The organism is Streptomyces sp. NBC_01546 (genome assembly GCF_045208355.1).
Classification (GTDB): domain Bacteria; phylum Actinomycetota; class Actinomycetes; order Streptomycetales; family Streptomycetaceae; genus Streptomyces.
In genome coordinates this window covers 1,501,236-1,518,886 of the sequence record NZ_CP109379.1, presented here as the reverse complement: position 1 = coordinate 1,518,886, position 17,651 = coordinate 1,501,236, and the positions used below count along the sequence as shown (strand labels likewise).

Below are 17,651 nucleotides of genomic sequence, written 5' to 3'. Positions count from 1 at the left end.
GACATCAGGCCATCCAGAGGCCGCCGAGTTCGATGGGGGGACGATGGCGGTGTGACGACCGTGTGACGCCCGAGCGATCGTTGTGCGACACCGGCGCACAAAACTCCTCCGGATCGCGGTCCAGGGCAGGCTCCGCGCGCTTTTCGAGGACCGGCGCCCTCGCGGTCGGAGCGCGCCCCTCCAATTGGCCGTATCCGCACCCGGAGGGAAGCGCTCTCCATCCGGGAGGAGCAGACCAAAGGGCCGCTCCGGAGTGATCCGGAACGGCCCCTTGATCGTTTCAGCGCGGCGTCAGGAGGACTGCTCCGTCAGGATCGCGGGGTCCGACAGGCCGGCCGCGCCCGTCTCGACCTTGCCCGCGAAACGGCGCAGGAAGTCCGGGGCGCCGGATGCGGTGACCGACACGTCGTACCAGCGGCGCGTGTTCTTGAGCGGGACGCTGTGGGTGACGGTGGCGCCCTTGGCGACGGTGAGGCGCTTCGGTCCGCCGCCGTAGGCGTTGGTGACGGTGAGCGTGGCGGTCGAAGCTCCGGCGTTGGTGAGGGTGAGGTCCAGGTTCCCGGTGGCGGAGTTCTGGCGGGCGGTGACCTCGGGGCCGGGGGTGGTGCCGGGGTTGCGGAAGCCGCGCAGGAAGCCGTTGGGGCCGTGCACGGTCAGGTCGGTGACCCCGGCCGAGTAGCGGGTGTTCCAGGCGTCCGCGATCGACTTGCCCGCCTCGGTGGTGTAAGTCCAGGGGGCGTCGGTGCGGTTGCCGGAGGTGACGTAGAACTGCGCGCCCAGGTCCGGGCCGCCGCTGAAGGTCAGCCGGAACTTGCCCTCGTCGGTCAGCGCCGCGCCGTCCACGTACGGGGCGTACTTCAGCGGACGGGTGGGACGCAGGCCCTTCTCCTGACGCGGCATGGAGCCGACGGCCGGGGCAGGAGCCCTGAAGTCGGGGTGGCGCTCACGGTCCTGCGGTTCCCAGGCGCCGGTGTCGGGCAGTTCGACCGCGCTGGTGTCCTTGCGGCCGAAGTCGAAGGCGGAGGTGAGGTCGCCGCAGACGGCGCGGCGCCAGGGCGAGATGTTGGGCTCGTGCACCCCGAACCGCTGCTCCATGAAGCGGATGACGGAGGTGTGGTCGAAGGTCTCGGAGCAGGAGTAGCCGCCGGTGCTCCACGGGGAGACCACGAGCATCGGCACGCGCGGGCCCAGGCCGTACGGTCCGGCGACGTAGCCCGCCTTGCCGGGGAAGACGTCCAGGGCGGTGGGCGTGGTCGACAGGCCCTGCGCGGCGCTCGCGGGGGCGTACGGCGGGACGACGTGGTCGAAGAAGCCGTCGTTCTCGTCGTAGGTGATGAACAGCGCGGTACGCGCCCACACGTCCGGGTTGGAGGTGAGGGCGTCCAGCACCTGCGCGATGTACCAGGCGCCGTAGTTGGAGGGCCAGTTGGAGTGCTCGCTGAACGCCTCGGGGGCGGCGATCCAGGAGACCTGGGGCAGGGTGCCGGCGGCCACGTCGGCGCGCAGCTTGTCGAAGTAGCCCTCGCCGGCCTTGGCGTTCGTGCCGGTGCGGGCCTTGTCGAAGAGCGGGTTGCCGGGCTGGGCGTTGCGGTAGTTGTTGAAGTAGAGGAGGGAGTTGTCGCCGTAGTTGCCGCGGTAGGCGTCGTTGATCCAGCCCCAGGAGCCGGCGGCGTCGAGGCCGTCACCGATGTCCTGGTAGACCTTCCAGGAAACCCCGGCCGTCTCGAGCCGCTCGGGGTAGGTGGTCCAGTCGTAGCCGGCCTCGGCGTTGTTGAGGACCGGGCCGCCGCCCTTGCCGTCGTTGCCGGTGTGGCCCGACCACAGGTAGTAGCGGTTGGGGTCGGTGGAGCCGATGAACGAGCAGTGGTACGCGTCGCAGATGGTGAACGCGTCGGCGAGGGCGTAGTGGAACGGGATGTCGTCCCGCGTCAGGTAGGCCATGGTGGTGGCCGTCTTGGCGGGCACCCAATTGTCGTACTTGCCCTTGTTGAAGGCGCTCTGGCCGCCCGCCCAGTCGTGGTTGAGGCCCTGGAGGAACTCCATGCCGAGGTCCTCGGACGGCGGCCGGAAGGGCAGCGTCTCCTTCGTGCCGTCGGACTGGTGCCAGACGGACTTGCCGCTGGGCAGGGTCACCGGGCGCGGGTCGCCGAAGCCGCGGACACCGCGCAGCGCGCCGTAGTAGTGGTCGAAGGACCGGTTCTCCTGCATGAGCACGACGACGTGCTCGACGTCGGCGATGGTGCCGGTGGTCCCCTGCGCGGGGATGGCGGCGGCGCGCGCGATGCTGTCGTTGAGCATCGTCAGGGCGGTGGCGCCACCGGCGAGCTGCAGGAAGCGGCGGCGGTTGAGTTCTGCCATGGCGGGATCGACCTCTGAGGGTTGAGGGGCGGTTGAGCGCCCCCAGGACAACGCGTCCGGGGGGCCGAAGAGGGAGCCTGACGTGACGGTTCCGGGTACACCAGCCGAACGGCAGTCGGATTTTGCAGGAGTTCGGCCAAAGACGGGCCATGGTGCCGTGAGGGTGAGGCGGGCTGTCGCCGACCGCGCGCGCTCCCCTACAGTGCGTGATGCCCGCACCCGGTCCGTGCCGGTGTACAGCCGCCGAACAGGAGCAGACCCGTGGTCACCCATGCCCGTCCCGGTTCCCTCCCGAGCCGGTCCCCGGCAGGCCGCCGGGTCCCCGAGCTGGATCCCGCCCTCGTCGCGCAGTGGCGGACCGGGGGAGGGGAACTCATCGACCTCTTCGCCCAGGCACGCGAACGGCTCGGCGGCGTGGCCGCGTTCCGGCTCGGTCCGAGCCCGGCCGTCCCGACGGTCCTGGTCACCGATCCCCAGGCCGTGCAGCACGTGCTCGCGCTGCAGCACGGCCGGTACGTGAAGCGGTCGCACCGTGCCCGAGTGCTGATCGGCGACGGGGTCCTGGCGGCGACGGGCGAGGCCTGGCAGCGGCAACGGCGGCTGCTGCAGTCGCAGTTCACCGGCCGGGGAATGCGCCGCTACGAGCAGCGGATCACCGAGGCCGCGCGGACCACCGCGGCGCGCTGGGCCGGGTACGCCCGCACCGGGGAGGTCTTCGATGTCGGTGACGAGATGCGCAGCTTCGCCCTGGACACCATCTGGCGGTCCCTGACCGGGCATCGCCTCGACCCCGGCACCGAGCGTGAACTGGCCTCCGTACAGGCCGTGGTGGCCGCGCTGCCCAGCCTGCCCGCCGACGGCGCCGCCGCCCAAGGGGCCGTTGCCGCCGAGCTGGCCAGGATCGACGCCGTGGCGAGCCACGCCATCGCCGCCGCCCGCGACGGCGAGGCCGGACCCGACGGACCGGGCCTGCTGCACGTCCTGCTCGAGGCGGCCGGAACGCGCCCCGAGTACACCGACCGGCTGATCCGCGACGAGCTGGTCACGCTGCTGGTCGCCGGTCACGAGACCACCGCCACCACCCTGACCTGGCTCTACCTCCTGCTGGACCGGAACCCGCAGGCAAGGGAGCAGGCCCTGGCCGCGGGCGCCGAGGGCTCAGCCCAGCGGCGGCAGGCCGTCCAGGCGCTCGTCCACGAAACGCTGCGCTTCTACCCGTCCGCCTGGATACTGCCGCGCTGCGCGGCGCAGGACGACATCCTCGCCGGATACGAGGTGGAAGCCGGCACCGACGTGCTGGTCTGCCCCTACCTCACGCACCGGGACCCCGGACTCTGGGAAGACCCCGGGCGGTTCGATCCGGGGCGCTTCACCACCCCCGGACGACGCCCCGCCCACCCGGGGAGTTACCTCCCGTTCGGCATCGGCCCCCGGGCCTGCCTGGGCCTGCAGTTCGCCCTCCGGGAGTCGACCGTTCTCCTCGAGCACCTGCTGCCCGCCCATACCCCGCGGTTCCGGTCCACCCCGGCCAAGGCCGCCTACAGCATCACCGTCCGCCCCGACGGCCCCACACCCGCAACGCTGGGGCCCTGACCCGGCGCACCGCGCTCACCCGTCGACGGGGCGGCCCGCGTGGAGTTCCAGAGGGCCCGTGTGCGTGGTGCGGGCGGTGAGGGCGGCCTTGATGCGGCGGCGGAGGGAGGGTTTGACCAGGTCGCGGAGCTCCGCGCGGGTGGCCGTGCGCCAGGCGAGGAGTTCGGTGGGGTCCAGGCGGATGCGGGCCAGGGCGGGTGCGTCGAGGACGCCGCCGTCGTACAGGAAGCGGACGCGGGCCAGGCGGCCCGGTTTGTGGGACCAGTCGACGGCCAGGAGGCGTCCGGGGGCGAGGTCGAGGCCGATCTCCTCGCGGACCTCCCGCCGGGCGGCGGCGCGCGGGGTCTCGCCGAGGTCGCTGTCGATGCCGCCGCCGGGCAGCTGCCAGCGGTGGGTGTTTCCGTACGCGGGGCGCACCAGCAGGATCCGGCCGCCGGAGTCGGTGAACAGCACGCCCGCCGCGGTCGTGGCCTTGGGACGGCTGGCGCGGTGACCGGCGGCGTCGAGGGCGCCCGCGTGTTCCAGGGCGTTGCGGTCGGCCGGGTCCAGGCCCGCGGGGGAGCCGGGCTGGGGCACGCCGTCGGCCAGGTGGGCCAGGGAGCCGGTGTGCAGGGCGGCCAGGGCGGCGCGCAGCCGGGGTGCGATCCGGGCGGGCAGGGCCGCGCAGGCCTCCTCCGGAGGGAGCCAGCGCGCCTCGCTGATCTCGCCGTCCGGGAAGGAGATCGCGGCGGCCTCCTCCGGCCGCAGCGGGCCGACGAGGTGGACGTGCACGACCAGGGAGCGGCCGAGCTCGCCGGGCGGCCGGGAGTCCACCGCGAGCAGCCGGCCGACCGGCAGGCTGAGGTCCAGCTCCTCCTTCAGCTCGCGCGCCAGGCCTTCCTCCGGGGTCTCGGTGCCCTCGACGGTGCCGCCCGGGAGCTCCAGATCAGCCTTGTACGAGGTGGTCAGTACGAGGACCCGCCCGTGCGTGTCCATGACGATCCCGGTGGCGGCCACGAGCGGGGAGGGCTGGGCGGCGTAGTACGCCCGCACCGCGTCGGGGGAGGGGCGGTCGGGCACGGCGGGCTCCAGTGGTCGGTCGGCGGGCACGGCGGAGGTCAGGCGCGGGCCAGCAGCAGTCCGCCCATCGTCACCATGGTCGCCGCGACCAGGCCGTCCAGCACCCGCCACGCGGCGGGGCGGGCCAGCAGGCCGCTCAGCAGGCGGGCGCCGTAGCCCAGGGTCCCGAACCAGGTCAGGCTGGCCAGAACGGCTCCGATGCCGAAGGCCCAGCGCAGGTCGCCCCGGTCGGCGGCGAGGGAGCCGAGGAGCAGGACGGTGTCCAGGTAGACGTGCGGGTTGAGCCAGGTCATGGCCAGGCAGGTCAGTACGGCCCGGCGGCCGGACCCGGTGGCGGCTCCCTCCGCGCTGAGGGCGGCGCCCGGTACGGGGCGCAGCACCCGGCGGGCGGCGAGGACCCCGTAGCAGATCAGGAATCCGCCCCCGGCCAGCCCGACCACCGTCAGGGCGGCGGGCCAGGCGGTGACGAAGGCACCGACTCCGGCGACGCCGAGGGCGATCAGGAGCGCGTCGGACACGGCACAGATGGCGACCACGGCGAGCACCGCGTGGCGGCGCGCGCCCTGGCGCAGGACGAAGGCGTTCTGGGCGCCGATGGCGACGATGAGGGAGAGTCCGGTGCCGAAACCTGCGAGGGCCGCCGTGATGATGCCGTGTGTCATGTCTTCGACCGTAGGCAGCGGCGGTGGTTCAGTACAGCTAAAGATTTTTACGTAGCATTAGCGCTCGTGATGGACGAACTTCCCCTTGACCAGGTACGGACCCTGCTGGCCGTGGTGGACGAGGGCACCTTCGACGCGGCGGCGGCCGCCCTGCACGTGACGCCGTCCGCGGTCAGCCAGCGGGTCAAGGCCCTGGAACAGCGGACCGGGCGGGTACTGCTGATGCGGACGAAGCCGGTGCGGGCGACGGACTCCGGGGAGGTGGTGATCCGTTTCGCCCGGCAGCTGGCCCGGCTGGAGCGGGACGCGCGGGCCGAGCTGGGGATGGCCGAGGGGATGGGCCCGGTGCGGCTGCCGATCGCGGTGAACGCCGACTCGCTCGCGACCTGGTTCCTGCCGGTGCTGAGCCGGGTGCCGCAGGACCCGCCGGTCTGTGTCGAGTTGCACCGCGAGGACGAGTCGCACACGACCGCGCTGCTGCGGGAGGGCCAGGTGATGGCGGCGGTGACCTCCTCGCCGGACCCGGTGGCCGGGTGCAGCGTACGGATGCTGGGGCTGGCGCGGTACCTGCCGGTGGCGAGCCCGGACTTCGCGGCCCGGCATCTCACGGGGGCGCTGGAGCGGGATCTGCGGCGGGCGCCGACGATCGTCTTCGACCGCAAGGACGAACTCCAGGACGTCTTCGTACGGTCGCTGACGGGGGCGCGGGGCGGATCACGGGCCGGAGTACGGGCAGGGTCCCGGGCGGGGGACGCCGCGAGCGGGGCGGGGCCGGTGCGGCACCTCGTACCGACATCGGAGGGCTTCCGCGACGCGGTGGTCGCGGGGCTGGGGTGGGGGCTGGTGCCGGAGCAGCAGGCCAGGCCCCTGGTGCGCACGGGCCGGCTGGTGCTGCTCGCGCCGCGCCGGCCCATGGACGTGCCCCTGTACTGGCAGCAGTGGAAGCTGGACTCGCCGGCGCTCTCACTGGTGGCGCGGCTGGTCGCGGACGCGGCCGGGGAGGCGCTCCGCAAGCCTCCGGCGGGCACGCCATAAGCTGCGGACCATGGAGTCCTACACGATCGGCCAGGCGGCGCGGCTGCTCGGCGTGAGCGTCGACACGGCGCGGCGCTGGGCGGACGCCGAGCGGTTCCCCACGCGCCGGGACGGCACGCGGCGCATGGTCGACGGGCCGGACCTGGCCGCGTTCTGCGTGGCGGTCGCGCAGGAGAGCGGCGACGGCGAGGAGGCCCCGTACACCTCGGTGCGCAACGCCTTCCCGGGGATCGTCACCGGGGTGCGGCTGGGCACGGTCGACGCGCAGGTGGAGATCCAGGCCGGGCCGCGCCGCATCGTGTCGCTGCTCACGCGGGAGGCGGTGGAGGAGCTCGGACTGGAGGTGGGCGCGCGGGCCACGGCGAGGGTGAAGTCGACCAGCGTGTTCATCGACCGGATCTGAGGCCGGTCCCGTCCCATGGCATCCCGTACCGCCCCTGTCCCGGCCCCGTCCCGCCCCCGGGGCGCCGGCGGCCGCGCGGTGCGATGGCAGACTGGCCGGTGATCAGCCGAAAGAGGAGCACGTCGTTGTCCATGTTCAGCAACCTCCGCCGGGTCGTGCGCCGCAGCTACCGGCGGGCCGTCGACCTCAGTCACCCGGCCCGCTCCCCGCTCGGCAGCGCCGTGGTCAACTGCGTGGTCTACCAGGACGGCGTGCGCCAGGACGGCTGTGCGGAGGTGGAGGAGGCGCTGCGCCGGGTCCGCAAGACGGGCTGCGGCTTCGTCTGGATCGGCCTGCACGAACCTTCGGAGTCGGAGCTCGCCGGGCTCGCCGAGCTGTTCGGCCTGCACCCGCTCGCCGTCGAGGACGCGGTGAACGCGCACCAGCGCCCCAAGGTGGAGCGGTACGACAGCACGCTGTTCTCCGTCTTCAAGACCGTGCGCTACGTCGAGCACGAGGAACTGACCTCGACGAGCGAGGTGGTGGAGACGGGTGAGCTGATGGCCTTCACCGGCGAGGACTTCGTCATCACCATCCGGCACGGCGGCCGCGGCACGCTCGGCCCGGTCCGCGAGGAGCTGGAGGCGTCCCCGGAGCAGCTGGCCAAGGGCCCGGCGGCCGTTCTGCACGCCATGGCCGACCACGTGGTCGACGACTACGTGGCCGTCACGGACGCGGTGCAGAACGACATAGACGCCGTCGAGACCGCGGTGTTCAGCGAGGCGGGCGGGCGCGGCGACGCCGGCCGGATCTACCAGCTCAAGCGCGAACTCCTCGAGCTCCGGCGGGCGGTGGCGCCGCTGAGCCGTCCGCTCGAGCAGCTGGCGACTCAGCCGATACCGGTGATCCCGCCGGAGATCCGCGCGTACTTCCGGGACGTGGCCGACCACCTGACCCGGGCCACCGAGCAGATCGGCGCCTACGACAACCTGCTCGACTCGATCCTCCAGGCGCACCTGGCGCAGGTGACGGTCGCGCAGAACGAGGACATGCGCAAGATCACGGCGTGGGCGGCGATCGTCGCCGTGCCGACCATGGTCTGCGGGGTCTACGGCATGAACTTCGACCACATGCCCGAGCTGCGCTGGACGTACGGGTACCCGCTCGTGCTCGGTGTCATGGCGGTCGCCTGCTTCGTCATCCACCGGGGCTTCCGGCGCAACGGCTGGCTCTGAGCCGGGGCGAATGGCCTGACGCGAAACGGGAGTTGACGGCCCGAGTGGGGGAGCTCCCGGGTCTTGAGATGCCGTCATGTCTGGTAGTAAAGTTTCTTAACGAAACCGAGAACGCCTCAACTCCCCCATGGAGGCCTTGTGTTCACCCCCCATCGCAAGACACTGGTGATCGGCGCCCTGCTCGGCAGCGCGCTCCTCGCCGTTCCGGTAGCGGCTCAGGCCACCGCCGTCGACACCGGCGCCACCTCCGCGAAGGTGCAGGCGGCGGCCGCCGTCGGGCTCGACGATCCGGCGAAGAAGGAAATCGCCATGAAGATCGTCTCCAGCGCGGAGAACTCCTCGCTGGACTGGAAGGCGCAGTACAAGTACATCGAGGACATAGGCGACGAGCGCGGCTACACGGCCGGCATCATCGGCTTCTGTTCCGGCACCGGCGACATGCTCGACCTCGTCGAGTACTACGCCCAGGTCAAGCCGGGCAACGTCCTCGCGAAGTACCTCCCCGCCCTGCGCGAGGTCGACGGCACCGACTCGCACGCCGGCCTCGACCCCAACTTCACCAGGGACTGGGCGAAGGCGGCCCAGGACGCCGAGTTCAGGAAGGCCCAGGACCGCGAGCGCGACCGGGTCTACTTCAACCCGGCGGTCAAGCAGGGCAAGTCCGACGGGGTCGGCACCCTCGGCCAGTTCATGTACTACGACGCCATCGTCATGCACGGCGACGGAGGCGACTCCACCAGCTTCCGCAACATCCGCAAGCGCGCCCTGTCCAAGGCCAAGCCCCCGGCCCAGGGCGGCAACGAGACCACCTGGCTCAACGCCTTCCTCGACGCCCGGGTCTGGGCGATGAAGCAGGAGGAGGCGCACAGCGACACCAGTCGCGTCGACACCGCGCAGCGGGTCTTCCTGAAGAAGGGCAACCTGAACCTCAACACCCCCCTGGACTGGAAGGTGTACGGGGACTCCTTCCACATCGGCTGACGCGAGCGCGGCCGGGCCGCGGCGTCGCCGTGCGGTAACGATGTGGACACCGATCAACACGGGTTCCGTGGTGCGAAGCAGGCGTGTGATGGGGATGTTCCGGACTTCCCCGGACACGGCGCCGCTCCGCACCACGGTCACCGGTCATCCGGTGCCGGATATCGTGCCGTGTGGCCGAATTTGGGCCCCAGAGAAGTGGCTTGACCCCGGTGTAAGGGGGGCATAAGTTCTGCCCCGGCTTGCTCCAGCAGGACGGGCCGCACTTCCGTCCTCTGGGGGGACCCCGTGAACCACTACACCGACGTTCTGAAGAAGTACGCAGACTTCTCCGGCCGCGCGCGCCGCCAGGAGTACTGGATGTTCTCCCTCATCCAGTCGGCCATCATCATCGCCCTGGTGATCCTCGACTTCGTGCTGGGCACGCTGCCGCTGCTCACCGTCATCTACACGCTCGGCACCTTCCTGCCGAGCCTGGCGGTCCTCGTCCGCCGCCTGCACGACCTCGGCAAGTCCGGCTGGTGGTACTTCATCACCTTCGTCCCGGTCATCGGCGGCATCTGGCTGCTCGTCCTGACCGCCACCGCGGGTCAGCCGCAGCCGAACGAGTACGGCGCGGACCCGAAGGCCTACGCCGCCTGACCAGGCCCGTAGCCCGTAGTGCCTGAGCGCCGCCGCGGCTGGAAACAGCTGCGGGCGGCGCTTTCGCCGTCCCCGGGGGCCCACGTGACTCGCGTCTCCCTCGGCTCGTGGCAGGGGGCTGTCCAGACCGGGCCGATCACGAGATATCTTGATGTCGAGCAATGTTGCAGACGAGAGACGCAGACTGTGGAGCGGAGCATCCGGTGACTGACTCGACCATCATCTACACGCACACTGACGAGGCCCCGGCCCTCGCGACGTATTCGTTCCTGCCTGTGATCCAGGCATACGCGTCGACGGCCGGTGTGAATGTCGAGACCCGTGACATCTCCCTGGCCGGTCGGATCATCGCCAGCTTCCCCGAGCACCTCGAGGAGAGCCAGCGGATCGCCGACGCCCTCGCCGAGCTGGGCGAGCTGGCGAAGACCCCCGAAGCGAACATCATCAAGCTGCCCAACGTCTCGGCCTCGATCCCGCAGCTCAAGGCCGCGGTCGCCGAGCTCCAGGGCCAGGGCTACGCCCTCCCGGACTACCCGGACGACCCGAAGTCCGACGAGGAGCGCGAAATCCGCGCCCGCTACGACAAGATCAAGGGCAGCGCCGTCAACCCGGTCCTGCGCGAGGGCAACTCCGACCGCCGCGCCCCCGCCTCGGTCAAGAACTACGCCAAGGCCCACCCGCACCGCATGGGCGCCTGGTCCTCCGAGTCGAAGACGAACGTCGCCACCATGGGCGAGAACGACTTCCGCTCCACCGAGAAGTCGGCCGTCATGGCCGAGGCCGGCACGCTCCGCATCGAGCACGTCGCGGCCGACGGCGCCACCACCGTCCTGCGTGAGTCCGTACCCGTCCTCGCGGGCGAGGTCGTGGACGCGTCCGTCCTGCACGTCGACGCGCTGCGCACCTTCCTGAACGACCAGATCGAGCGCGCCAAGGCCGAGGACGTCCTGTTCTCCGTGCACCTCAAGGCCACGATGATGAAGGTCTCCGACCCGATCATCTTCGGCCACGTGGTCCGCGCCTTCTTCCCGAAGACCTTCGCCCGCTACGGCGAGACCCTGGCCGCCGCCGGCCTGTCCCCGAACGACGGCCTCGGCACCATCCTCAACGGCCTGGGCGCCCTGCCCGACGGCGACGCGATCAAGGCCTCCTTCGACGCCGAGATCGCCGAGGGCCCGGCCCTCGCGATGGTCGACTCGGACAAGGGCATCACCAACCTGCACGTGCCGTCCGACGTCATCGTCGACGCCTCGATGCCGGCGATGATCCGCACCTCCGGTCACATGTGGGGCCCGGACGGCGCCGAGGCCGACACCCTCGCCGTCCTCCCGGACAGCAGCTACGCCGGCGTCTACCAGGTCGTCGTCGACGACTGCCGCGCGCACGGCGCGTACGACCCGTCCACCATGGGCTCGGTGCCGAACGTCGGCCTCATGGCCCAGAAGGCCGAGGAGTACGGCAGCCACGACAAGACCTTCGAGATCGCGACCGCGGGCACCGTCCGCGTCGTCGACGCCGCGGGCAACACGGTCCTGGAGCAGGAGGTCGCCGCCGGTGACATCTTCCGCGCCTGCCAGACCAAGGACGCGCCGATCCAGGACTGGGTCAAGCTCGCCGTCACCCGCGCCCGCGCCACCGGCGTCCCGGCCGTCTTCTGGCTGGACGAGGGCCGCGCGCACGACGCGCAGCTGATCGCCAAGGTGAAGACGTACCTGGCCGACCACGACACCGACGGTCTGACCATCAAGATCCTCTCCCCGGTCGAGGCCACCGCCTTCTCCCTGGAGCGCATCCGCCGCGGCGAGGACACCATCTCGGTGACCGGCAACGTGCTGCGCGACTACCTGACCGACCTCTTCCCGATCCTGGAGCTGGGCACCAGCGCCAAGATGCTGTCGGTCGTCCCGCTGATGAACGGCGGCGGCCTCTTCGAGACCGGCGCCGGCGGCTCCGCCCCGAAGCACGTCCAGCAGCTGGTCAAGGAGAACTACCTGCGCTGGGACTCCCTCGGCGAGTTCCTCGCGCTGGCCGTCTCCTTCGAGCACCTCGCCACCACCACCGGCAACGCCCGCGCCCAGGTGCTGGCCGACACCCTGGACCGCGCCACCGGCACCTTCCTCAACGAGGACAAGTCGCCGAGCCGCAAGCTGGGCGGCATCGACAACCGCGGCAGCCACTTCTACCTCGCCCTGTACTGGGCGCAGGAGCTGGCCAGGCAGACCGACGACGCCGAGCTCGCCGCTTCCTTCGAGGCGCTCGCCAAGACGCTGGGCGAGCAGGAGCAGACCATCGTCGCCGAGCTCATCGCGGTGCAGGGCTCCCCGGCCGACATCGGCGGTTACTACCAGCCCGACGCCACCAAGGCCGCGGCGATCATGCGCCCGTCCGCGACCTTCAACCAGGCGCTGGCCATCCTCGGCTGACACCTGTGATCCACGCGTGACGTGCTCCGCCCCGGCCGGCCCCGTGCCCGGCCGGGGCGGACCCGTATTCGCGGTCGCCCGTGCCCGAAATCTCCTGGAACCGCTGCCCGAGGAGTGGGCCCTGCGCTAGCGTTCAGCGCCGGTTGTCTTTGGGGGGTTCTGTGGCACGTCGTTCCGACACGTCCTGCGGCGGCATCGGCTGCGCCGCGCTGCTTCTCTTCCTGTTCGTCCTGCCCACCGTGGGGTACCTGCTGGCGGTGCCGCTGGCGCTGCCCGACCTGATGGCGGAGCAGACGCCGCCGCAGGAGCTGCGGGGGGCCGGGCAGTACCTGATCGTCTACGCCATTCCGGTCGTGGTGGCCCTGGTCCTGGCGCTGTTCGCCGGCCGGCGCCGGCCGTTCGTGTGGTGGCTGGTCCCGGCCAGGGCCGCGGCCCTGCTGGCGCTGGTCGCCGCTGCGCTGTGGTGGACGGAGAGCAAGGTCGGGGACCAGCCCCTGTGGAACGTGCGGGCGACGGCCGAGAGCATGGCCGCCGGGGTGGTGGCGCTCGGCTTCGTCGCCGCCGTCCGCTGGTGGGACACCTCCCGCGGCGGCGGCCCGCGCACGGTCGCCACCGTACGCGTCCACCGGCCGGCCCCGGGGGAGATCTGGCTGGCGATGGTGCCGCTGCGGGAGGATCCCGCGCGGCAGCTGCGCCACTACTGCGTGGTGCTGGCCGCCCACGCGGACCATGCGGAGGTCGCCCAGATCACCAGCAAGGACAAGGACGGGCGCTCCGATTACGTCCGGATGCCGAACGACGGCTGGGACAAGGTCTCCGGCCGCCCCCACTGGGTGGAGGCCGGGCTCCCGCCGCGCCGGGTCGACTACCGGATGTTCCTCAAGTCCCGGCCCCAGGGACGCTGTCCGGCACCGGTGTGGCGCGAGCTCAGCCGGCAGCTGGACTGACCTCCGGCAGCCGGCAGCCGGACTGACGTCCGCGCGGAGTCAGAGCCGGTGGACACGCTCCTCCTCGAAGGCCAGCGGATGGCGGCCGGCGGCCAGGAGCCGCAGGCCCGGCGCGCGGCGGAGTAAGTCCCGCAGCCAGTCCAGAGCCGCCGGGGTGAGCCGGTCGCTGCCGTCGAGGACGAGCAGCATGTCGCGCTCGGCGAGCCAGGAGGCCGCATTGGCCGTACCGCACGGCAGGAAGGGCATGCCCGGTACGCAGCCCAGGGCAGCCGTCAGATCCCGCACGCCGAAGGCGTGGTCCGGGTCGACGACGGCCACCCCGTCGTAGAAGTTGGACGCGAGCCGCCGTGCGATCTCCCGCACCAGCAGGCTCCGAGGCTCGCGGAACGGCCCCGTCACGGTCAGTACGCGCCCCCGCCGGACGGCGGTCAGCAGCCGTGACATCTCTGCGGATGTCGCGGGCAGTGTCCCGGACGACCCGGATTCCCTCATCGGCACGATGCCCCCCAGTGCATGCGTGACCAAGCGCGGCAAGAGGGTTTTTCCAGCCGCATGACGACGATTATGCGCCGCTTGCGTCACGAGACCAGGGGAATGTCGTATTCCTGCGGACGGGCCGGCCGCCCCGCAGGTCAGGCCCACGCCGCGCGGTGCGGAGCCGGCGGCAGCCGACGGCCACCGGCCGGCGGGTTCGGGACGACCGCTCCCGCGGCCGCGGCCGGGCGGTGCGCGTGATGGCGCTCGAGATCCTCCTCCCGGTAGCGCCGTGTCCCGAGGTGCCAGACATGGATGGCGGCCATCCACCGCTTCAGCTCCTCGGCGTTGCGGTCCAGGGCCGCGCGGGCCGCCGCGTCCAGCCCGAAGTCCTCGTACATGACGGGCAGTTCGTTCTGCACCACGTGCTCGAACTGCTTCATCCGCGCGGTCATCAGATCGTTCACGATCCGCAGCGCGGCCGGATAGTCGCAGTCGAAGAAGTTCTCCACGACGATCAGGCAGTTGTGCAGCTCACCCTCGTACTCGGCCTCCTTCTGGTACGAGAACACGTCGTTCTCCAGGGCCGAGTAGTCGAAGGCCGAGGCCTCCAGCGACTGCATGGCCGAACTCGCGTAGACCTCCTGCGGGACGACGTCCATGTGCGCCATCCGCGCGAGCGCGATCGTCATCGGCGACCCGAAGGTCACCCGGCGCATCTCCAGGTAGTCGACGGGGTCCGGCACCCGGTTGGCCGCCTGGTTCTCCAGCTCCCAGTGCCAGCTGTCCAGCACCCGGTCCATCGCCTCCCGGAACAGCTCCCGGCCGCGCGGTCCCATCGGCGCGGCCGTGCGCCGCCACAGGTCGGCCAGCCCCCGCTCCATGGCATTGGCCGGGGGCGGCGGCGCGGACAGGTCCAGCGGCATGCAGGCGCGCAGCCGGGCCGTCTGGACCTTGGCGGCGGCCAGGTTCCGGCCGGTTCCGAAAACCAGGGGATAGACGTCGTCGGCGTACGTGCCCCAGCTCAGCCAGCCCGCGCTGATGTCCAGCGCCTCAGGGGTGCAGCCCGGGTCGATGCCCGCCGAGCACAGCGCGAAGTCGTAGCCCCGCGCCTTCTCCTCCCACCAGATTCCCTCGTCGAGGATGCCCATTTCGCGGTTCCACTCGATGAGCCGCTCCCGGGCGCCTTCCAGGTGCGGACTGAGCTCGTTCCGCAGCGGCATGTAGAACTGGGGGATCACCGAAGGGCCCACCGGATGCGGGGTGTTGGTGTGCCGGCGGACCCGCCGCGCGCCGCCGGTCAGGCCCAGCAGCGCCCTGATGTTGGCACCGGTGGTCCCCAGCCCTGTTGGGCCGCGCAGCCACCCGGGGAGGTCCGTGCCGGTCCGGCCGGGGCGGGTGTTCATGTACCGGCTGGAGCGCATGTGCCACTCGTGGCCGCCGGACTGCCAGTCCTGGAGGCCGCGGGCGTAGGTGAGGACGGCGAGGATCCCGGCCGGGTCCAGGCGCTTCTCCGCGAACAGCACGGGCAGTTCGGTGAAGAAGGTGCTCTCGAACTGCTGGAGCCGCGAGGTGATCATGTTGTTCAGCTGGTCGGCGGCCTCCTGGGTGGTGCAGCCGAAGAACCGCTCCAGGACCAGCACCCCGTTGCTGAGCTCGCCCTCCTTCCCGATCTCCCGCTCGTAGGAGAACAGGTCGTTCCTGAAGTGCACCGAGTCGGCGAAACAGTCGCGCAGGACGCGCAGCGCCCGCTCCTCGGAGACGGAAGGGGGCACCTCCACGCCCACCGCGTGCTCGACGATCCCCGCCGACCAGGGCGCGCCGCCCACCTTGCGGCGCTGTTCGACGTACTCCACCGGGTTCGACACCCGGCCGATGTTGATGTTGTCGAGCTCCCACAGCGACTCGTGGAGCAGATTGCGGGTGCTGACGGTGAAGCGTCCGATCCAGTCCGCCGAGTGGCCGGGCACCGTACGCCGCCACAGGTCGGCGAGGCCCGCCTCCACCGGGTTGGCCGGCTCGGGCACCGGCGCGTGCGGGTCGGCCGGCATGAACGGCGCCAGCCGCTCCAGGGCGTCCCGCCCGGCCGCCCGGTCGCCGGAGCGCTTGAAGCGTTCCAGGAACCAGTCGTCGAAGAAGAACACCCACACGTACCAGTCGGTGACCAGCGAGAGCATCGGGCCGTCGCACTCGGGGTGGGTGTAGGCGCACAACAGCGCGTAGTCGTGCGCCTCGAGGTCGGCCGGGCCCCACACGCCCGAGCCTTCCAGCATCCCCAGCTCCGCGGCCCACGCGCGGGTGTGCGCCCGGGCCTCCTCGAGGTGGGGGTTGAGCCGGGCGGGATGCGGGAGGTAGAACTCGGGCAGCTCGAACGGCTGCCGGGAGACGTTCTCCTGCGGAGCGGTCATGTCCTGGCCCCCCTCAGTCGTCGAAACGGGAGATCTCTACGTTCTCCAGCACCCCGACGGCGTCGGGCACGAGGATCGCCGCCGAGTAGTAGGCCGTGACCAGGTAGGAGATGATCGCCTGCTCGTTGATGTTCATGAAGCGGACGGACAGGCCAGGCTGGTACTCGTCGGGCAGCGCCACCGGATGCAGCCCGACGACCCCTTCGTTGTCCTCGCCCGTACGCAGGACCAGGATCGAGCTGGTCCGCTCCGGCGTCACCGGGATCTTGTTGCAGGGCAGCAGCGGCACCCCCCGCCAGGACGGGAGCCGGTGGCCCTGGAAGTCCACGCTGTCCGGGTACAGGCCGCGCCGGCTGCATTCGCGGCCGAAGGCGGCGATGGTGCGCGGATGGGCCAGGAAGTACTGCGACCCGCGCCGGCGGCTGAGGAGTTCGTCCATGTCGTCGGGGGTGGGCGGGCCGGTGCGGGCGTAGATCCGCTGCTCGTAGTCGGCGTTGTGCAGCAGCCCGAACTCCGCGTTGTTGATCAGCTCACTCTCCTGACGCTCCTTCAATGCCTCGACCGTCAGGCGAAGTTGCTGCTCGGACTGGTTCATGGGCTGGTTGTAGAGGTCGGCTACCCGGGAGTGCACGCGCAGCACGGTCTGCGCGACGCTCAGCTCGTACTCGCGCGGGCTCAGGTCGTAGTCGACGTACGTGCCGGGCAGCATCACCTCGCCGGTGTGGCCGGCCGACAGGTCCACGGCGTCGCTGCCCCGGCGGCCGACGCGCTCCGCCTCCAGATAGGCCTCCGCGTGCCGGCGCAGCGCGGCAGAGCTGTTCAGGGCCGCGTCCCAGTCGCCACGGTTGAAGGTCATCGTCACCACGTCGGTCTGGGCGCGGGCGGTGAACTCCCAGCGGGCGTCGGGCAGCGGATGGTGGCCGAAGTGGTCGCCGTCGCTGAGCACGCCCAGGCTGGCCTCGTCCCCGTACGCGCCGACGCTCAGCCGCTCGATGCGTCCGTGGGCGATGAGGTAGATCTTGTCGACGGGTTCATCGCGCCGGACGATCACGTCGCCCTTGCGGAACTCCTCCTTGACGAACCGGTCGGCGATGGCCTTGACCACCTGGTCGTCGGGGAAGTACCGGAGCATGCCCAGCTCGCGCAGCATCGCCGGGATGACCCGCAGTTCGGAGCCGGTCTTCACGAAGGTGATGCGCCCGTCGCCGAGGGTGTAGCTGACGGTGCGGTTGACCCGGTACGTGCCGCCGCCCGTCTGCACCCACGGCAGGATCCGCAGCAGCCAGCGCGAGCTGATCCCCTGCATCTGCGGGGCTGACTTGGTCGTGGTGGCCAGATTCCGGGCGGCCTCGGTGCTCAGGCTCTGCCGGGCTGCGGCGGTCAGGTGCTCGGCGCTCGCTTCGGCGCTGGGGTCGACGGACATGGCGGGCCTTCCTCTCGGTCGGTCTTCCTGGG

Annotated in this window: 14 protein-coding genes; 8 read left to right on the top strand and 6 right to left on the bottom strand. The window is 71.4% G+C overall.

The window, feature by feature from the left end; all coding sequences use genetic code 11:
• Window positions 1-291: 291 nt before the first annotated feature.
• Window positions 292-2,358: a phosphocholine-specific phospholipase C gene (locus OHA89_RS07310; protein ID WP_266613675.1), complete on the bottom strand. Its 2,067-nt coding sequence runs from the start codon at window positions 2,356-2,358 to the stop codon at window positions 292-294.
• Window positions 2,359-2,619: 261 nt separating this feature from the next.
• Here OHA89_RS07310 and OHA89_RS07305 point away from each other — a divergent pair, with 261 nt between their 5' ends.
• Complete coding sequence (locus OHA89_RS07305; protein WP_266613674.1) at window positions 2,620-3,951, top strand: cytochrome P450; 1,332 nt, start codon at window positions 2,620-2,622, stop codon at window positions 3,949-3,951.
• A gap of 15 nt (window positions 3,952-3,966) precedes the next feature.
• Here the strand turns inward: OHA89_RS07305 and OHA89_RS07300 are convergent, their stop codons facing one another.
• Entirely contained in the window at window positions 3,967-5,010 is a 1,044-nt protein-coding gene (locus tag OHA89_RS07300; RefSeq protein WP_406365709.1) for an NUDIX domain-containing protein, read from the bottom strand.
• Window positions 5,011-5,048: 38 nt separating this feature from the next.
• Window positions 5,049-5,672, bottom strand: coding sequence for a LysE/ArgO family amino acid transporter (locus OHA89_RS07295; protein WP_215146955.1), 624 nt, complete (start codon window positions 5,670-5,672; stop codon window positions 5,049-5,051).
• Window positions 5,673-5,741: 69 nt separating this feature from the next.
• Here OHA89_RS07295 and OHA89_RS07290 point away from each other — a divergent pair, with 69 nt between their 5' ends.
• From OHA89_RS07290 to OHA89_RS07260, 7 genes are all read left to right on the top strand, one after another.
• Window positions 5,742-6,707, top strand: coding sequence for a LysR family transcriptional regulator ArgP (locus OHA89_RS07290; RefSeq protein ID WP_266615309.1), 966 nt, complete (start codon window positions 5,742-5,744; stop codon window positions 6,705-6,707).
• Window positions 6,708-6,717: 10 nt separating this feature from the next.
• Complete coding sequence (locus tag OHA89_RS07285; protein ID WP_266613671.1) at window positions 6,718-7,110, top strand: molybdopterin-binding protein; 393 nt, start codon at window positions 6,718-6,720, stop codon at window positions 7,108-7,110.
• Between the two features lie 131 nt (window positions 7,111-7,241).
• Complete coding sequence (corA, locus tag OHA89_RS07280) at window positions 7,242-8,324, top strand: magnesium/cobalt transporter CorA (protein WP_266613669.1); 1,083 nt, start codon at window positions 7,242-7,244, stop codon at window positions 8,322-8,324.
• Between the two features lie 138 nt (window positions 8,325-8,462).
• A complete protein-coding gene (locus tag OHA89_RS07275; RefSeq protein WP_406365708.1) occupies window positions 8,463-9,305 on the top strand; it encodes a chitosanase in 843 nt (280 codons plus the stop codon).
• 285 nt (window positions 9,306-9,590) lie between these two features.
• Window positions 9,591-9,944 carry a DUF805 domain-containing protein gene (locus tag OHA89_RS07270; RefSeq protein WP_257553305.1) on the top strand — a complete coding sequence of 118 codons (354 nt, stop codon included), beginning with the start codon at window positions 9,591-9,593 and terminating at the stop codon, window positions 9,942-9,944.
• A 203-nt stretch (window positions 9,945-10,147) separates the two neighbouring features.
• Window positions 10,148-12,367 (top strand): NADP-dependent isocitrate dehydrogenase, encoded by a 2,220-nt coding sequence (locus tag OHA89_RS07265; protein ID WP_406365706.1) that lies wholly within the window; start codon window positions 10,148-10,150, stop codon window positions 12,365-12,367.
• Window positions 12,368-12,528: 161 nt separating this feature from the next.
• Complete coding sequence (locus OHA89_RS07260) at window positions 12,529-13,314, top strand: hypothetical protein (protein ID WP_266613662.1); 786 nt, start codon at window positions 12,529-12,531, stop codon at window positions 13,312-13,314.
• A 39-nt stretch (window positions 13,315-13,353) separates the two neighbouring features.
• Here OHA89_RS07260 and OHA89_RS07255 read toward each other — a convergent pair whose 3' ends face one another.
• The 3 genes from OHA89_RS07255 to OHA89_RS07245 all read right to left on the bottom strand — a co-directional run bounded on the left by OHA89_RS07255 (window position 13,354) and on the right by OHA89_RS07245 (window position 17,619).
• Complete coding sequence (locus tag OHA89_RS07255) at window positions 13,354-13,758, bottom strand: hypothetical protein (RefSeq protein WP_406365705.1); 405 nt, start codon at window positions 13,756-13,758, stop codon at window positions 13,354-13,356.
• Between the two features lie 188 nt (window positions 13,759-13,946).
• Window positions 13,947-16,196: a germacradienol/geosmin synthase gene (locus tag OHA89_RS07250; protein WP_406365704.1), complete on the bottom strand. Its 2,250-nt coding sequence runs from the start codon at window positions 16,194-16,196 to the stop codon at window positions 13,947-13,949.
• 13 nt (window positions 16,197-16,209) lie between these two features.
• Window positions 16,210-17,619: a family 2B encapsulin nanocompartment shell protein gene (locus OHA89_RS07245; RefSeq protein ID WP_257553301.1), complete on the bottom strand. Its 1,410-nt coding sequence runs from the start codon at window positions 17,617-17,619 to the stop codon at window positions 16,210-16,212.
• Window positions 17,620-17,651 lie beyond the last annotated feature (32 nt).